This window comes from Sulfitobacter mediterraneus (genome assembly GCF_003054325.1).
GTDB lineage: Bacteria > Pseudomonadota > Alphaproteobacteria > Rhodobacterales > Rhodobacteraceae > Sulfitobacter > Sulfitobacter mediterraneus.
Map to the genome: position 1 here is coordinate 546,260 of NZ_QBKU01000001.1, position 14,211 is coordinate 560,470.

General features: G+C 55.2%; 17 protein-coding genes. 8 read left to right on the forward strand and 9 right to left on the reverse strand.

What is annotated here, in order from left to right:
• Window positions 1-4: 4 nt before the first annotated feature.
• From mnmE to C8N31_RS02820, 3 genes are all read right to left on the reverse strand, one after another.
• Window positions 5-1,291, reverse strand: coding sequence for a tRNA uridine-5-carboxymethylaminomethyl(34) synthesis GTPase MnmE (gene mnmE, locus C8N31_RS02810; protein WP_025047433.1), 1,287 nt, complete (start codon window positions 1,289-1,291; stop codon window positions 5-7).
• 31 nt (window positions 1,292-1,322) lie between these two features.
• Window positions 1,323-2,594 carry a transcription termination factor Rho gene (gene rho, locus C8N31_RS02815; protein WP_025047434.1) on the reverse strand — a complete coding sequence of 424 codons (1,272 nt, stop codon included), beginning with the start codon at window positions 2,592-2,594 and terminating at the stop codon, window positions 1,323-1,325.
• A gap of 123 nt (window positions 2,595-2,717) precedes the next feature.
• Window positions 2,718-3,167 (reverse strand): CopD family protein, encoded by a 450-nt coding sequence (locus C8N31_RS02820; protein WP_025047435.1) that lies wholly within the window; start codon window positions 3,165-3,167, stop codon window positions 2,718-2,720.
• Between the two features lie 404 nt (window positions 3,168-3,571).
• Here C8N31_RS02820 and C8N31_RS02825 point away from each other — a divergent pair, with 404 nt between their 5' ends.
• Genes C8N31_RS02825 through dnaQ form a run of 4 tightly spaced genes read left to right on the forward strand, consistent with a single transcriptional unit; the run spans window position 3,572 to window position 6,270 of the window.
• Window positions 3,572-4,171 carry a Maf family protein gene (locus tag C8N31_RS02825; protein WP_025047436.1) on the forward strand — a complete coding sequence of 200 codons (600 nt, stop codon included), beginning with the start codon at window positions 3,572-3,574 and terminating at the stop codon, window positions 4,169-4,171.
• Window positions 4,168-5,001: a shikimate dehydrogenase gene (locus C8N31_RS02830; RefSeq protein ID WP_025047437.1), complete on the forward strand. Its 834-nt coding sequence runs from the start codon at window positions 4,168-4,170 to the stop codon at window positions 4,999-5,001. The genes C8N31_RS02825 and C8N31_RS02830 overlap by 4 nt, the downstream gene beginning before the upstream one ends.
• Window positions 5,001-5,591 (forward strand): dephospho-CoA kinase, encoded by a 591-nt coding sequence (gene coaE, locus C8N31_RS02835; protein WP_037917834.1) that lies wholly within the window; start codon window positions 5,001-5,003, stop codon window positions 5,589-5,591. The genes C8N31_RS02830 and coaE overlap by 1 nt, the downstream gene beginning before the upstream one ends.
• A complete protein-coding gene (dnaQ, locus tag C8N31_RS02840) occupies window positions 5,584-6,270 on the forward strand; it encodes a DNA polymerase III subunit epsilon (protein WP_025047439.1) in 687 nt (228 codons plus the stop codon). Before coaE ends, dnaQ begins: the two co-directional genes overlap by 8 nt.
• Here the strand turns inward: dnaQ and secB are convergent.
• Window positions 6,267-6,740 carry a protein-export chaperone SecB gene (secB, locus tag C8N31_RS02845; RefSeq protein WP_025047440.1) on the reverse strand — a complete coding sequence of 158 codons (474 nt, stop codon included), beginning with the start codon at window positions 6,738-6,740 and terminating at the stop codon, window positions 6,267-6,269. The genes dnaQ and secB overlap by 4 nt on opposite strands.
• A 58-nt stretch (window positions 6,741-6,798) precedes the next feature.
• Entirely contained in the window at window positions 6,799-7,278 is a 480-nt protein-coding gene (locus C8N31_RS02850) for an FxsA family protein (RefSeq protein ID WP_025047441.1), read from the reverse strand.
• A gap of 104 nt (window positions 7,279-7,382) precedes the next feature.
• Here C8N31_RS02850 and C8N31_RS02855 point away from each other — a divergent pair, with 104 nt between their 5' ends.
• From C8N31_RS02855 to C8N31_RS02865, 3 genes are read left to right on the forward strand one after another with little or no spacing between them, the layout of a single operon-like run.
• Window positions 7,383-8,042, forward strand: coding sequence for a Tim44/TimA family putative adaptor protein (locus C8N31_RS02855; RefSeq protein ID WP_025047442.1), 660 nt, complete (start codon window positions 7,383-7,385; stop codon window positions 8,040-8,042).
• Window positions 8,043-8,065: 23 nt separating this feature from the next.
• Entirely contained in the window at window positions 8,066-9,076 is a 1,011-nt protein-coding gene (mltA, locus tag C8N31_RS02860) for a murein transglycosylase A (protein WP_025047443.1), read from the forward strand.
• Window positions 9,073-9,654, forward strand: coding sequence for a Smr/MutS family protein (locus C8N31_RS02865; protein ID WP_025047444.1), 582 nt, complete (start codon window positions 9,073-9,075; stop codon window positions 9,652-9,654). The genes mltA and C8N31_RS02865 overlap by 4 nt, the downstream gene beginning before the upstream one ends.
• Here the strand turns inward: C8N31_RS02865 and C8N31_RS02870 are convergent.
• The 3 genes from C8N31_RS02870 to hslV all read right to left on the reverse strand — a co-directional run bounded on the left by C8N31_RS02870 (window position 9,651) and on the right by hslV (window position 12,827).
• The gene (locus C8N31_RS02870) at window positions 9,651-10,868 is read right to left on the reverse strand and encodes an MFS transporter (protein ID WP_025047445.1); all 1,218 of its coding nucleotides are present in this window, start codon (window positions 10,866-10,868) and stop codon (window positions 9,651-9,653) included. The two genes, C8N31_RS02865 and C8N31_RS02870, sit on opposite strands and share 4 nt — an antisense overlap.
• A 103-nt stretch (window positions 10,869-10,971) precedes the next feature.
• The gene (gene hslU, locus C8N31_RS02875) at window positions 10,972-12,273 is read right to left on the reverse strand and encodes an ATP-dependent protease ATPase subunit HslU (protein WP_025047446.1); all 1,302 of its coding nucleotides are present in this window, start codon (window positions 12,271-12,273) and stop codon (window positions 10,972-10,974) included.
• Entirely contained in the window at window positions 12,270-12,827 is a 558-nt protein-coding gene (gene hslV, locus C8N31_RS02880; RefSeq protein ID WP_025047447.1) for an ATP-dependent protease subunit HslV, read from the reverse strand. The genes hslU and hslV overlap by 4 nt, the downstream gene beginning before the upstream one ends.
• Before the next feature lie 102 nt (window positions 12,828-12,929).
• On the opposite strand from hslV, the gene C8N31_RS02885 reads away from it, so the two are divergent.
• Complete coding sequence (locus C8N31_RS02885) at window positions 12,930-13,826, forward strand: hypothetical protein (protein ID WP_037917840.1); 897 nt, start codon at window positions 12,930-12,932, stop codon at window positions 13,824-13,826.
• Window positions 13,827-13,871: 45 nt separating this feature from the next.
• On the opposite strand, the gene trxA is transcribed toward C8N31_RS02885, so the two are convergent.
• Entirely contained in the window at window positions 13,872-14,192 is a 321-nt protein-coding gene (gene trxA, locus C8N31_RS02890; protein WP_025047449.1) for a thioredoxin, read from the reverse strand.
• Window positions 14,193-14,211 lie beyond the last annotated feature (19 nt).

A 14,211-nucleotide genomic window follows, 5' to 3' on the forward strand; every position in this document is an offset into this window, starting at 1 on the left:
TCCATTATTTACCCAAGCAGAAGCTGGAGAAGATTTCATCCAACAGGTTTTCCACGTCGATCCGGCCAACCAGTGTTTCCAAGGTTCGAATCGAAGACCGCAGCTCCTCTGCCGCTATATCATAGTGTTCCGACCCCCGCGCCAATATCCCGCGCACAGTTTCAAGATTTACTGCCGCACGTTCCATCGCAATTCGGTGTCGTTCGTGCGTCGCCAATCCGGCGGCCAAACTCCGCTCTGCCAAATATTCTTGCACCCGCTTGACCAAAGCATCAATGCCCTGACCAGTTTTGCCTGATACAGCGTTTTCATCATCGCCTAATAGATCAGCTTTGGGTCGGACGACAATATCATCAACCCCAGGTTCAAGCATGAGTGCTTCCCCCGGCGATGCGAGGAAAATTCGCAGATCTGCAGACGTTGCCCGGGTCATCGCAAGATCAACACCGAGGGCTTCAATCACATCATCGCTTTCTCGCAATCCCGCGGTATCAAGAAGCGTCACCGGGAGACCACCCAGATCCATGCGCACTTCGATAATGTCTCTGGTAGTACCGGCAATCTCTGATGTGATGGCCGCATCTCGCCCTGCAAGAGCGTTTAACAGGGTCGATTTTCCGGCATTTGGCGCACCAACAATGGCCACTTCAAAACCATTCCGAATGCGTTCCGCAATCTTCGTTCCTGCTATTTCGCTGCTCAGATCGTCCATCACTCCTGTCAGCAGATCATCAACTTCAGGCGTTACATCAACGGGCACATCTTCGTCAGCGAAATCAATCGTGGCTTCCAACAACGCCGCTGCTCGGATCAGATCTCTGCGCCAACGCTCCACCTGATCACCAAGGTGACCGGACAGAACCCGAAACGCCTGTTTCCGCTGCGCTTCTGTCTCAGCTTCGATTAGATCGGCCAGGCCTTCCACCTGCGCCAGATCCAGACGCTCATTTTCAAGAGCCCGCCGGGTAAACTCCCCGGCCTCCGCCAAACGCGCGTCAGGGAAAGACGCAAGAAGCTCAAGACAGGACCGGACCACCGCGATGCTGCCATGCAATTGAAATTCAACAACATCTTCACCAGTGAAACTGTTCGGCGCAGAGAATGGCAAGATCAAAGCCTCGTCAATCACCTCTCCGGTCAGTGTCTTTATCTCCCGCAGGCCAGCCCGATGAGATTTGGGCAGTGTGCCTGCGATGCTACCAGCGATTTCAAAGGCAGATGGTCCCGACAGGCGGACAACAGAAACGCCAGCCCGCCCCCCAGCTGTCGCTTGGGCAAAGATCGTGTCCATAATGCATAACCTATTGTTATTATTAAATAACTCAGGTGTTCATCGAATCGAAGAAATCCGAATTGGTTTTGGTTTGTTTGAGCTTACCAATTAAGAATTCAATTGCATCCGTGGTTCCCATCGGGTTGAGAATCCGGCGCAGAACAAAGGTTTTCTGCAGATCAATTTTATCAACCAACAGATCTTCTTTCCGGGTGCCGGATTTGAGGATGTCGATGGCTGGGAACACACGCTTGTCAGCGATCTTGCGATCCAGAACAATCTCGGAGTTACCCGTGCCTTTGAATTCTTCAAAGATCACCTCGTCCATGCGGCTGCCTGTGTCGATCAAGGCAGTCGCGATAATGGTCAAGGAACCACCCTCTTCGATGTTTCGCGCAGCACCAAAGAAACGTTTGGGTCGTTGCAATGCGTTGGCATCCACACCACCGGTCAAAACCTTGCCAGACGACGGGACAACGGTGTTGAACGCACGGCCCAGCCGCGTGATGGAATCGAGCAAGATCACAACATCGCGTTTGTGTTCCACCAGGCGCTTGGCTTTTTCGATGACCATATCAGAAACCGCCACGTGACGCGTCGCAGGTTCATCAAAGGTGGAGGACACGACCTCGCCCTTTACAGAGCGTTGCATGTCGGTGACTTCTTCCGGGCGTTCGTCGATCAGCAGAACGATTAGATAACACTCTGGGTGATTTTTCTCGATCGAGTTGGCAATGTTTTGCAGCAGAACCGTTTTACCGGTGCGTGGCGGCGCGACGATCAAGGATCGCTGGCCTTTACCGATGGGCGACACCAGATCAATGATCCGCGCTGAGCGGTCTTTGACGGTTGGATCTTCGACTTCCATCGTCAGACGCTCATCAGGGTAGAGCGGCGTGAGGTTTTCAAAGGCAACCTTGTGGCGGGCCTTCTCAGGCTCTTCAAAGTTGATCTTGGTGACCTCTGTCAGGGCAAAGTAGCGTTCACTGTCGTCAGGAGCCTTAATGAGCCCCTCAATGGTATCTCCGGTCCGCAGGGACCATTGGCGGATCATCTCAGGCGAGACGTAGATATCATCGGGGCCCGGCAGATAGTTCGCCTCGGGGGAGCGCAGAAAGCCAAACCCGTCCTGCAACACTTCCAAAACGCCGTCACCTGAAATTTCCCAGCCTTCATCCGCGCGTTCACGCAGGATCTGGAACATCATTTCGCCCTTGCGCATCGTAGAGGCGTTTTCGATCTCAAGCTCTTCGGCCATCGCCAAAAGGTTCTTGGGCGTTTGCGCCTTCAGGTCGGCAAGGTTCAGCGTATCGGTTGTCATGAATAATCCTGTGCAGCCCTGGCAAAGGCGGGGCTGTGCGTCATTGGAATGTAAATGCTAGGTCGCCCTCCCGGACGGGAAGGTGCGCATGGTATAAGCAGCCGCCAAGGGACTGTCAATATTTCAGAATTTGACGACCACAGAGATCACAATCACGATCAGCAAAACAGTCGGCACCTCGTTCATCATGCGGTATTGGCGACCGGTGATATGGTTCTCGCCTCTTTGAAAGGCCTTCATACGAATGACCAACCAAGTGTGGAACAATGTCATCAAAATAACGCAGAATGCTTTTGTGTAGGGCCAGACCGCAGTCCAATCGACGATCCCCGGTGTGAAGACCAGTAAAAGGCCAAAGGTCCAGGTGGCATGCATTGCCGGGCGCATGATCACATTGGCCAGTTTGAATTCCATCATAGCAAAGAGATCATGCTTTTCTCCGCTGAGGCCCGCCTGTTCGGTATGATGAACAAACAGGCGAGGCAGATAAAACAGCGCAGCCATCCAGGCAATGACCGAGATGATATGCAAGGATTTGGTCCAAGGGTAAGCAAGGGCAAGCAGATCAGACATATCCAACTCCGTTCTTTCAGCCCTTCTTATAATAATAAGAAAGATAAGAAAGATGATGTTGTTTGTAGGGAGCCGAAAACCTGTGGATTAACGAATTATTCAGGATTTATCCCGAACTGAAGAACTCTGATCATGTTCTGTGCATATAATTTGGTTAAAGGATAATTAATTTCATAAAAACAGCATGTTAACATATATATTCTACTAAAAGCTGGTGGATAACTCGCGGGATAAGAAGAGCGGTATACGATTCCTCCCCCATTGAGAGTTTTCCTTATCCAGCTGGGAGGGAATCGCGGACAAGCCAGCGGTTTTGGCAAAAACCGTCAAACGTGCCCACAGCTTTTGAATTCTGCACCAGAAGTCCTTAAGAAATGCCTAACGTCACACACAAGGTTATCCACATGCCACAGCCGTTCATTTTGGCCTCCGGCTCTGAAATCCGTCACAAGTTGCTTGATCAAGCGGGTGTGCAACATCAGATTGCCAAACCGCGCGTTGACGAGGACATGATCAAAGCGGCGCTTTTGGCCGAGGACGCAACACCCCGCGACATTGCCGATGCCCTGGCCGAAATGAAAGCCACAAAGATCAGCGAGAAGAACCCCGGTGCGTTGGTTCTGGGTTGTGATCAGGTGCTCGATCATCGCGGGACATTATTGTCCAAACCACAAACCGCTCAGGACGCCATTAATCAATTGCAGGCCTTGCGTGGAGATCGCCACAGTCTGCTGTCTGCCGCCGTTCTGTGCGAAGACGGAAAACCCATTTGGCGGCATGTTGGGCAGGTGCGTTTGAGGATGCGCGAGATCAGTGATGGTTATCTGCAAGACTACGTTGATCGCAACTGGAACAGCATACGCTATGCCGTTGGCTGCTATAAGCTCGAAGAAGAAGGTGTGCGTTTGTTTTCCAACATACAGGGGGATTACTTTCATGTCCTTGGTATGCCACTTTTGGAACTGCTCAATTATCTGACCCTGCGCGGAGATCTTCCCACATGACTTTGGCAAAAATTCCACTGGCGGGTGTGATTGGATCCCCGATAGCGCATTCCAAGTCTCCGCAAGTGCATGGGCATTGGCTCAAAACCTATGGCATTCAAGGGCATTATATCCCGATGGATGTTGCCGCCGCTGATCTGGAACAGGTGATACGCAGCTTGCCACGCATGGGGTTTGTTGGGGTGAATGTCACGATCCCCCACAAAGAAGCGGTGATGCAAATCGCGGATCTTGTCACGGATCGCGCCATCCTTATTGGCGCGTCAAACACGTTGATTTTCCGCAAAGATGGCAAAATTCATGCAGACAATACAGATGGCTATGGCTTTCTTGAAAACCTCAAGACCGGCGCTCCGAATTGGCAACCAAAGTCTGGTCCTGCGGCCATCCTAGGTGCTGGCGGCGCGGCGCGGGCGGTGATTGCGTCACTCTTGGATGCAGGTGTGCCGGAAATCTTCATCTCCAACCGCACGCGCGTCCGGGCCGAAAAGCTGGTATCAGATTTTGGCAACCGCTTGCGGGTGTTTGATTGGGTTCAGGCGGGAAATATGTTGGATGATGCTGCGCTGGTCGTAAATACAACGTCTTTGGGAATGGTCGGCAAAGGCGAATTGCGGGTGCCTTTGGATGGCCTGTCAAAAGACAGTGTGGTGACAGATTTGGTCTATGCGCCGCTCAAGACCAATCTTTTGGCCACTGCCGAAGAGATAGGCTGTACCACTGTCGATGGCTTGGGCATGCTGCTGCATCAGGCGGTACCGGGGTTTGAACGCTGGTTTGGAAAACGCCCCGAAGTGGACCGCGCCACTAGGGCGGCGGCACTGCGCTGATGTTTTTGCTAGGGCTGACCGGATCTATCGGCATGGGCAAGTCTACCACTGCCCAGATGTTCGCCGACGAAGGCTGCGCCGTTTGGGACGCGGACGCGGCGGTGCACCGTCTTTATGCCAAAGGCGGCGCAGCGGTGCCATTGTTCGCCGAAGCCTTTCCTCAAGCGATTGTTGATGGTGCCGTGTCGCGGCCCGCGCTCAAAGACATCATCGCAAGTGATCCTGCCGCGCTGAAACAAATTGAACAGATCGTGCATCCGCTTGTGGGCAAACACCGGGCTGATTTCATAGCGGCCGCCACCAGCGACATCATCGTTTTGGATATCCCAATCCTGTTTGAAACCGGGGGCGATGCGCATATGGACGCGGTCGCCTGTGTGACCGTCGATCCGCAAACCCAAAAGGAACGGGTGATGGCACGCGGCACTATGACCGAAGCGCAGTTTGAAACAATCCGCGCCAAACAGATGCCGAACGATGAGAAATGTGAGCGATCAGATTTTATCATCCCTACAGACACCCTTGAAACAGCGCGAAAAGCGGTGAAAACCACATTGCAGAGCATTCGGGAAAGGCTAGACCATGCGTGAGATTGTTCTCGATACGGAAACAACGGGCTTTGATCCGGAAAGTGGCGACCGGATTGTCGAGATTGGCGCAGTCGAGTTGATGGGTCATATGGCAACGGGCGAAACCTATCACGTTTACATCAACCCCGAACGCTACATGCCCGATGAGGCCTTTCAGGTGCACGGGCTTGGGGATGAGTTTCTGGCCGATAAACCCAAGTTTGCGGAAATCGGACAAAGCTTTCTGGATTTCATTGGTGATTCCAAACTGATCATTCACAACGCCGCCTTTGACGTTAAGTTTCTCAATGCAGAACTGAAATGGATGAACCTGCCGCAAATCCCATGGGAACAGGCGATTGATACGCTGGCGATTGCTCGCAAACGGTTTCCCGGATCGCCGGCATCGTTGGATGCGCTGTGCCGTAGGTTTGGTATCGACAACAGCTCGCGAACCTTGCACGGCGCCTTGCTGGACAGTGAAATTCTGGCGGAAGTGTATCTTGAGCTGATCGGCGGGCGGCAGCCTGACTTTGCGCTGTCATCTGCGCCAGATCAAAAATCGGGGACTGTCGTTGAGGCGTGGAAACCCAAACCGCGACCAACCCCCCTTCCCTCAAGGCTCAGCGAGGAAGAAGCCGCCGCCCATGCCGAATTTCTCGGGCAACTGGGCGACGACGTGCTTTGGTCTAAGACTTAAGCGTTTTCAGGTGACGCTTCTGCCTGACGGCGCGCCACTTCGTTGCGGTACATCGACATAAAGTCGATGTTTTCAAGGTTCAGCGGCGGGAAGCCACCATCACGGGTGACATCGCTGACCACACGGCGCAGGAACGGGAAGATCATGCGCGGGCATTCGATCAACAGGAATGGATGGATCTGGTCGTCTGGCACGTTCTCGATGTGGAAAATGCCGACATAGTCGATCTCAAGCACAAACAGCGTTGCATCTGTTCCTTTGTTCTTGGATGTCACTTTCAGCTTGATCGCGCTTTCGTACTGGTGATCGGTGCCATGCTTTTTCGCATCAAGGTTCACCTGAACCTGCACGTCTGGCTGTACGTCAGACGGGGCGCCTTGCTGTGCCATGATGTTTTCAAAAGACATGTCGCGGATATATTGCCCCAAGACACGCATCTGTGGTTGTGCTGGTGCTGCTTCTTCGGCCATCGGATTTTCCCTCAAGAAATATAAATCTCAGCGGGCTTAGCAGGTTGGCACGCGGCCCTCAATGCTTTGTCCAGCCTGAGGGGCCTCTGTCCGTATCTGCCGGTTCGGAAATTTCATGATAATCGCCATCAATGATATCATCCTGATGCGGATCTGACCGTGGTGGGCCGCTGCGCTGTGCGAAACCCTGAACGTTGATCCGCGCCCGGATCGCGTGAAAGGCGGCCTGTCTGAACTGCGGCACCAAAAGCGCAAAACCAACCGCATCGGTGAAAAAACCCGGTGTCAGTAGCAAAGCACCGGCAAACAGGATCATTGCGCCATGCACCAAAGGTTCGGTGGGGTCGCGCAATTCCGAAAAAGAGCTGCGCAATTGTCCCAGCGCCATCATCCCCTGATTGCGGACCAGCCATGTGCCCAGAAACGCTGTGATCAACACAATGGCCAATGTCCAGCCAAGGCCGATAGCCCCCCCGATCTGGATGAACAGACTGATCTCAATCAGCGGTACAGCGATAAATGCGATCAAAAGCCACATATGCAAACGTCCTTTCAGGTGGGGCGGAGTGGACTTGCCCCAGTCAAGCACCTACATAAGAGCTTAACCGATATGTTTCCATGCTTTGCCCAAACGAGGTCCCGATGAATTCACCTATAATACAGCTTCTGGTGTTGGCCGGTATTGCAGTATTCCTGATTTTGCGCCTGAAAAACGTGTTGGGAACGCGCGAAGGCTTTGAAAAGCCTCCCGTCGTCGATCAAGAGCCGGCACGCCGCGCAGGCCCCGCATTCGAGGTGATCGAAGGTGGGCCGGATCTGGATATCACCGATCATGTTCCGGAAGACAGTGACGCTGGCAAGGCACTTGCCGAGATGAAGCGGCTTGAGCCGTCCTTTGGGGTCAGCGATTTTCTTGGCGGCGCACGCGGCGCTTATGAAATGATCGTGATGGGGTATGAACGCGGTGAACTGGCCGAGATCCAGCCATTCCTGTCCGAAGACATCTATGAAAGCTTTGTTGACGGTGTGGCCGCCCGCGAAGATCAGGGCCTGACCATTGAGGCCAATTTTTTCGGTGTGCGCGAAATGGAGCTGGTGAATGCCACGCTGGATCCGGACACCAGAGAAGCAGAAATGACGATCCGTTTCGTGGCCGAATTGACCTCTGCCGTGCGCGATCGCGGCGGTGATATCGTCGAAGGCAGCGTCACGGACATCAAACGCCAGAAAGACACATGGGTGTTTGCCCGCATAATGGGCTCGGATGATCCGAATTGGCTGTTGGTTTCTACAGACGGGTAACCGGTGCGCTTGCCGCACTGGCCATGGCGGGGATCGCTGAGGTGAGCCCTGCAAACGCCAGTGATGTGACTTATCAGGTGTTGTCCTTTGACCAGCTGGACGGCTGGGCAAAAGACGATCACGAAAAGGCGCTCAAGGTTTTTCTTAATACCTGCCGTGACATGAAAGACCCCGATTGGCGGGCATTGTGCCAGTTTGCCGAAGCCGATCCCGAGCCGCGCCAGTTTTTCGAACTGTTCTTTCGCCCCGTCTTGATCGAAGACGGTCAAGACGCCCTGTTCACCGGTTATTTCGAGCCGGAACTGGACGGCGATCTTTATCGATCAGCGCGGTATCGCTATCCGGTCTACAAAATGCCGCCCGAAGCACTGCGCAGCAATCCTTGGCTGACCCGCCGCGAGATCCTGAGCAGCGATGTGATGGCGGGCCGCGGGCTTGAAATCGCATGGGTCGATGATCCGGTTGAGCTGTTTTTTCTGCAAATCCAAGGGTCTGGTCGCATTCGCCTGCCCGGTGGGCGGTCCATCCGTGTGGGTTACCGCGGCTCCAACGGGCATCCCTATAGATCCATCGGTGTGGAATTGGTGCGCCGCGGTGTCTATGACGCCCATCAGGTCAGTGCGCAGGTGATCAAAAACTGGGTGCGGCGCAATCCGGTGCAGGGGCGCGACCTGTTGTTTCACAATCCATCTTACGTGTTCTTTCGGGAGGTCAGCAAAGTGCCCGCTGATCAAGGGCCACTGGGCGCGATGAACCGGTCCGTGACTGATATGCGTTCAGTGGCAGTTGATCCGCGCTATGTCTCATTGGGCGCGCCGGTCTGGTTGGAGAAAGACGGCAAAAACCCACTGCGCCGTTTGATGATTGCGCAAGACACCGGATCGGCGATCAAAGGCGCACAGCGGGCCGATATTTTCTTTGGTACCGGTGACCGGGCCGGACGGGCCGCAGGCAAGCTGCGCGATCCGGGACGTATGGTTGTGCTGATGCCGATCCAACGCGCCTATGCCTTGCTGCCGGAAAGCGCGATATGAAAAAGCGCGGTTTGAATGACGAAGATCTGGCGCTCTGGCGCAAGGTGACGGATCGGACAGAGCGGCTTGACCTCAAATCGCTGTTCCGGGCCGAAATTGACGCCCCGCATCCAACCGCGCCCGCCATTCGCCGCGCCCAAGCCGCACTGAGCGGCAAGGGCAGCGGCATGCCGCGTAAAGCGCCCACATCGGTTTCGCCTGCATTTGCCGATCCGCTTGGGCCAGCCTCGGTTCAGATGGACAAAAAAGCGTTTACCAAGCTCAAACGCGGCAAGATCAAACCCGAGGGCAAGATCGATCTGCACGGCATGACCCTTGATCAGGCGCATCCGGTGCTCAACCGGTATATTCTTAATGCCCATCGCAGCGGTAAACGTCTGGTTCTGGTGGTCACGGGCAAGGGCAAGCGCCGCGATGAAGGGGGGCCTATTCCCGTCCGGTATGGGGTGTTGCGCCATCAGGTGTTGCATTGGCTGAATGCGCCGCCGCTGTCATCGGTGGTGATGCAGGTCAGTCAGGCTCATGTCAGCCATGGGGCCGATGGCGCCTATTATGTCTATCTGCGGCGGCACCGCTAGCGGCCCAGAGTGGGCCGGTATCTGACGATGCCAAAGGTCGCAAGGCCCGCCGCGGCAAAGTAATAGACGGCGATTGGCAACATCTGATCGGGGAAATCGACGCCAAAATCAATGAACGCGCCGGTGACCCCTGGTCCGATGGCAGACCCAAACACCATCAACGCCGCCGCGACAGATTTGATAGATCCGATATGCCGTGTCCCAAAATATTCGGGCCAGAACGCGGTCGCGCCCGTGGATTGCAGCCCCTGTCCCACACCAAAGATCATCAGACCGATCCCTGCCCAAAAGATCGTATCGGCATAGGCCAGCACCGCAAAGCCAAGGCCGAAAGGGATCATTTGCACAGGCACCACCCGGCTGACGCCAAAGCGGTCAATCGCCCAACCCGAGGCAAAGGTCGCCACGACTGCCGCCAGCGTATAGATCGGCATCAAGGCGACAAACGCGACCAACTCCCATCCCTTGACCTCAACCAGATGCACTTGCTGAAAGAACAGCGCAGTGCCCCAGGCGGAGGGGCCAACAACCATCGGGATCATCAAGAAAAACAAACCGGAGCGCAGCATCTCACCGCGTGTCCAGTGCCGCCCATGCATTCCGGCGATCTGTGCTTCGTCCGCCATGCTTTGCGGTGTGCGTTCGCGGCGCAGCAGGATCAGCAGGAATGGTATGGTCAGGATCACTAGCACAGCCGCAAGCAACCAAAGACTGCGCCAATGCATCACGGCAAAAAGCGCGACAAACACGACAGGCAAGATAGCCTGCCCCGCTGCAAACCCCATAGATGCCAGCGAAAGCGCCTTGCCACGCGAGGCTTCAAACCAGCGCACCATCGCCACCGCGCCCAGCTGTGACATCATCCCTTGTCCGGTGAGGCGCAGCGCAAAAATCACCATGACCAACAAAACCCAATTGGCCACCCAAGCCATCGCCACACACGCCAGCGCCAGACCGATCATCACCAACAGCGCCAGCGCCCGCACTCGAAACCGGTCTGTCAGGACGCCTGCCCAGATCATCGTGATTGCGGAAAGGGTTGTCCCGATGGTGTAAATGCCGCCCCATTGTCCGTCAGACAGGCCAAAATCACCTTTGATTTCACCCGCGAACAGCGAGATGAAATAGGTTTGCCCATAGGACGAGGTGAATGTGATCAGAAAACCGGCCAGCAGAAAAAGCCAGTTCCGGTGCATAAATCGGAAATAATCCATGCCCTTTCATCTGTCAGCCGAAAGGGAATGGAAAGAGGTAATCTTGGATGAGGCTGGCGGCAGCGCCGGTCTTGAATGTAGTTGCCGCCTGCCAGCTAGCCTATCAAAGCACGTAACGGCTTAGATCAGCAGACCGCGTCAATTCACCAAGGTTTTCCTCAACAAAAGCGGCATCCACGACCACTTCATCCCCTGATCGGTCTGGCGCGGTAAAGGACAGCTCCTCAAACACCCGTTCCATCACGGTATAAAGGCGCCGTGCACCGATGTTTTCAATGGTTTGGTTCACATCCGCCGCAATCTTGGCCAGTGCCGCGATCCCTTCGGGTGTGAACGAAACAGTCACCTCTTCGGTGCCCATCAAGGCGGTATATTGCAGCGTCAACGCGTTGTCGGTTTCGGTGAGAATGCGCACAAAATCCGCCTCGGTCAGCGCGCGCAACTCAACCCGGATCGGCAATCGGCCCTGCAATTCCGGCAGCAGGTCGGATGGCTTGGCAATATGGAATGCACCAGAGGCGATAAACAGCACATGATCGGTTTTCACCGGCCCATGTTTGGTGCTGACGGTGGTGCCTTCGATCAGGGGAAGTAGATCGCGCTGCACCCCTTCGCGGCTCACATCGCCGCCACGGGCATCTGATCGGGCGCACACTTTGTCGATCTCATCCAGAAACACGATCCCGTTCTGCTCAACCGCCTCAATCGCGGCGCGTGTAACGGTTTCATCATCCAGCAGTTTGTCCGCCTCTTCGCCAATCAATGTCTCATAGCTTTCTGCCACTGACAGCCGCTTTTTCGTGGTGCGTCCGCCCATCGCCTTGCCAAACATATCACCGAGGTTCAGCATCCCTGCCCCCGGTTGACCGGGAATATCCATCATCTGAAACGGGTTGGAACTGTCAGCCAGTTCCAGATCGATCATCGTATCGTCCAGCTCTCCTGCTTTGAGCTTTTTGCGGAACATCTCACGGGTGCCTTCGCGGGCATCGGTCCCGGCAATGGCATCAATCACACGCTCCTCTGCTGCCTTATGTGCGCTGGCTTTGACGTCTTCGCGCATGTGTTCGCGGGTCATCGCGATGGCAGCATCGACCAGATCGCGCACGATCTGCTCCACGTCACGCCCGACATAGCCGACTTCTGTAAACTTTGTTGCCTCAACCTTGAGAAACGGCGCGCGGGCCAGCTTGGCCAATCGGCGGCTGATCTCGGTTTTGCCAACGCCGGTGGGCCCGATCATAAGGATGTTCTTGGGGTAAACTTCATCGCGCAGATCATCGGCCAGTTGCTTGCGCCGCCACCGGTTGCGCAGGGCCACGGCCACGGCGCGTTTTGCGTCCGCTTGGCCAATGATGAAACGGTCCAGTTCTGAAACGATTTCGCGGGGGGTCAGATCGGTCATTGGCTGATTTTCTCCACGGTCAGGTTGCCGTTTGTATAAACGCAGATGTCAGAAGCGATGGCCATCGCATCACGTGCAACCGCCTCGGCATCGCGGTCGCTGTCGATCAGGCCCCGTGCGGCAGCCAGCGCAAAGTTTCCCCCAGATCCGATTGCCGCCACATCGTGCTCGGGCTCAAGCACATCCCCGGCACCGGTGATAACCAACAGATCATTGCCATCGGTTACAATCAGCATCGCCTCAAGCTTTTGAAGGTATTTGTCTGTGCGCCAGTCTTTGGCCAGTTCCACACTTGCGCGGGCCAATTGACCGGGCGTTGCCTCAAGCTTGGCCTCAAGCCGTTCGAGCAGGGTGAATGCATCGGCGGTTGATCCAGCAAAACCAGCGACCACGTCAAACCCACCGGGCGACAACCGTCGCACCTTGCGGGCCGTTCCCTTGATCACGGTCTGGCCAATGCTCACTTGACCGTCCCCCGCAATCACCACTTCACCGGCCTTTTTGACCCCAATAATCGTGGTCCCGTGCCAGCCGGGAAAATCCTGATGTGCCATGCGCGGCCTCCTGTCTGCTTGGGATCTATATGGCCTTCTCGCCGGTTGCGTACAAGGGTGGCTGCCCTTGCCCGCCCGCCCGTCACTGGCTAGCGTTCCTTGATGAAGGAACTTTGCATATACCTAGAGCCGGATCTGCGCAAAAGCGCGGAGGCAGGTGAACATAACTTCATCAATCTGGTGCAAGATGTGGCGGAAAAATCCCTGTTTAGGGTCACATATCACGATCAACCCGCAGTGATGGGTGGTGATGACACCTATACGCTGTCCCACATGACCGCCCCGCCCCCGGACCGTGGCTTGGTTTTTCGGCGGGCCTACCAATACCCGTTCTGGAACATCGAGGCCACGACCGAGCGCTGGCAATGGGATGTCGCCAAAGCCAGTTTTGACCCCGCGATCATCCGCCCCGATGCAAATCGCTTCTATTCCTATTGGCAAAAACGGCTTTTTGGCGCGGCTGCTGCTCGGACGACGAAGAGTGGATATATCTACGTACCGCTTCAGGGAAGGTTGACGGAGCACAGGTCATTCCAACGCTGTTCTCCAATTGAGATGATCGAGCATTGCTTGGAGCATGGCGGCACACGGCCGGTTGTGGCCTGCTTGCACCCCAATGAAACCTATTCAACGGCAGAATTGGCGGCGCTTGATGATCTCGCGGGCCGCTTCGGGCAGTTGTCGGTTGAGACTGGCAAAATGGAACATCATTTGCAGCATTGTGATTTTGTCGTCAGCCAAAACTCTGCCGCGGCCTTTGCTGGATACTTCTTTGGTAAACCTGCGCTGCTGTTTGGAAAAATTGATTTTCACCACATTGCCGAACCTGCAAATATGGCGCAATTGCCAGACAGCTTTGATGCTGCCGTCACAGCACGGCCCGCGTTTGATCGCTACGTGCATTGGTTCTGGCAGGAAAACTGCATCAATGCCGGTAGGGCGGATGCGCGGGCCAAAATATTGGCGCGGTTTCAAAGATTTGGCTGGCCGATAGAATAAGGGCGCCCACTTGGGGCGCCCTCGAAACGGTTAAAAAGCAATGACTTAGATCGAGTCTTCGATCCAGCTTTGCAGCGCTGCCTTCGGCTTGGCGCCCGCCATGTTGGATACGACCTGACCGTCCTTAAAGATGAACAGTGCCGGAATGCCGCGCACCCCCATTTGGGCGGGTGAGTTGGGGTTTTCGTCTACGTTCACTTTGACGATCTTAACTTTGCCGTCCATTTCAGCCGACAATTCTTCCAAAGACGGGCCGATTTGTTTGCATGGGCCACACCATTCGGCCCAGAAATCGACCACAACTGGGATATCGGAATTTTTGACTTCGGCGTCGAACGTTGAGTCCGTAACTGCGACGGTGGCCATGATGCTCTCCTGACAGGAT

Coding starts and splice junctions, on each gene's coding strand:
- C8N31_RS02850 (WP_025047441.1), bottom strand. CDS start 7,278: ATGTGGCTTTTGATCGCATTTATCGCTGTACCGCTGATTGAGATCAGT.
- C8N31_RS02865 (WP_025047444.1), top strand. CDS start 9,073: ATGAAAAAGCGCGGTTTGAATGACGAAGATCTGGCGCTCTGGCGCAAG.
- C8N31_RS02885 (WP_037917840.1), top strand. CDS start 12,930: ATGAAGGAACTTTGCATATACCTAGAGCCGGATCTGCGCAAAAGCGCG.
- C8N31_RS02825 (WP_025047436.1), top strand. CDS start 3,572: ATGCCACAGCCGTTCATTTTGGCCTCCGGCTCTGAAATCCGTCACAAG.
- coaE (WP_037917834.1), top strand. CDS start 5,001: ATGTTTTTGCTAGGGCTGACCGGATCTATCGGCATGGGCAAGTCTACC.
- C8N31_RS02870 (WP_025047445.1), bottom strand. CDS start 10,868: ATGGATTATTTCCGATTTATGCACCGGAACTGGCTTTTTCTGCTGGCC.
- secB (WP_025047440.1), bottom strand. CDS start 6,740: ATGGCCGAAGAAGCAGCACCAGCACAACCACAGATGCGTGTCTTGGGG.
- C8N31_RS02820 (WP_025047435.1), bottom strand. CDS start 3,167: ATGTCTGATCTGCTTGCCCTTGCTTACCCTTGGACCAAATCCTTGCAT.
- C8N31_RS02830 (WP_025047437.1), top strand. CDS start 4,168: ATGACTTTGGCAAAAATTCCACTGGCGGGTGTGATTGGATCCCCGATA.
- trxA (WP_025047449.1), bottom strand. CDS start 14,192: ATGGCCACCGTCGCAGTTACGGACTCAACGTTCGACGCCGAAGTCAAA.
- hslU (WP_025047446.1), bottom strand. CDS start 12,273: ATGACCGATCTGACCCCCCGCGAAATCGTTTCAGAACTGGACCGTTTC.
- dnaQ (WP_025047439.1), top strand. CDS start 5,584: ATGCGTGAGATTGTTCTCGATACGGAAACAACGGGCTTTGATCCGGAA.
- hslV (WP_025047447.1), bottom strand. CDS start 12,827: ATGGCACATCAGGATTTTCCCGGCTGGCACGGGACCACGATTATTGGG.
- mltA (WP_025047443.1), top strand. CDS start 8,066: ATGGCGGGGATCGCTGAGGTGAGCCCTGCAAACGCCAGTGATGTGACT.
- rho (WP_025047434.1), bottom strand. CDS start 2,594: ATGACAACCGATACGCTGAACCTTGCCGACCTGAAGGCGCAAACGCCC.
- mnmE (WP_025047433.1), bottom strand. CDS start 1,291: ATGGACACGATCTTTGCCCAAGCGACAGCTGGGGGGCGGGCTGGCGTT.
- C8N31_RS02855 (WP_025047442.1), top strand. CDS start 7,383: ATGAATTCACCTATAATACAGCTTCTGGTGTTGGCCGGTATTGCAGTA.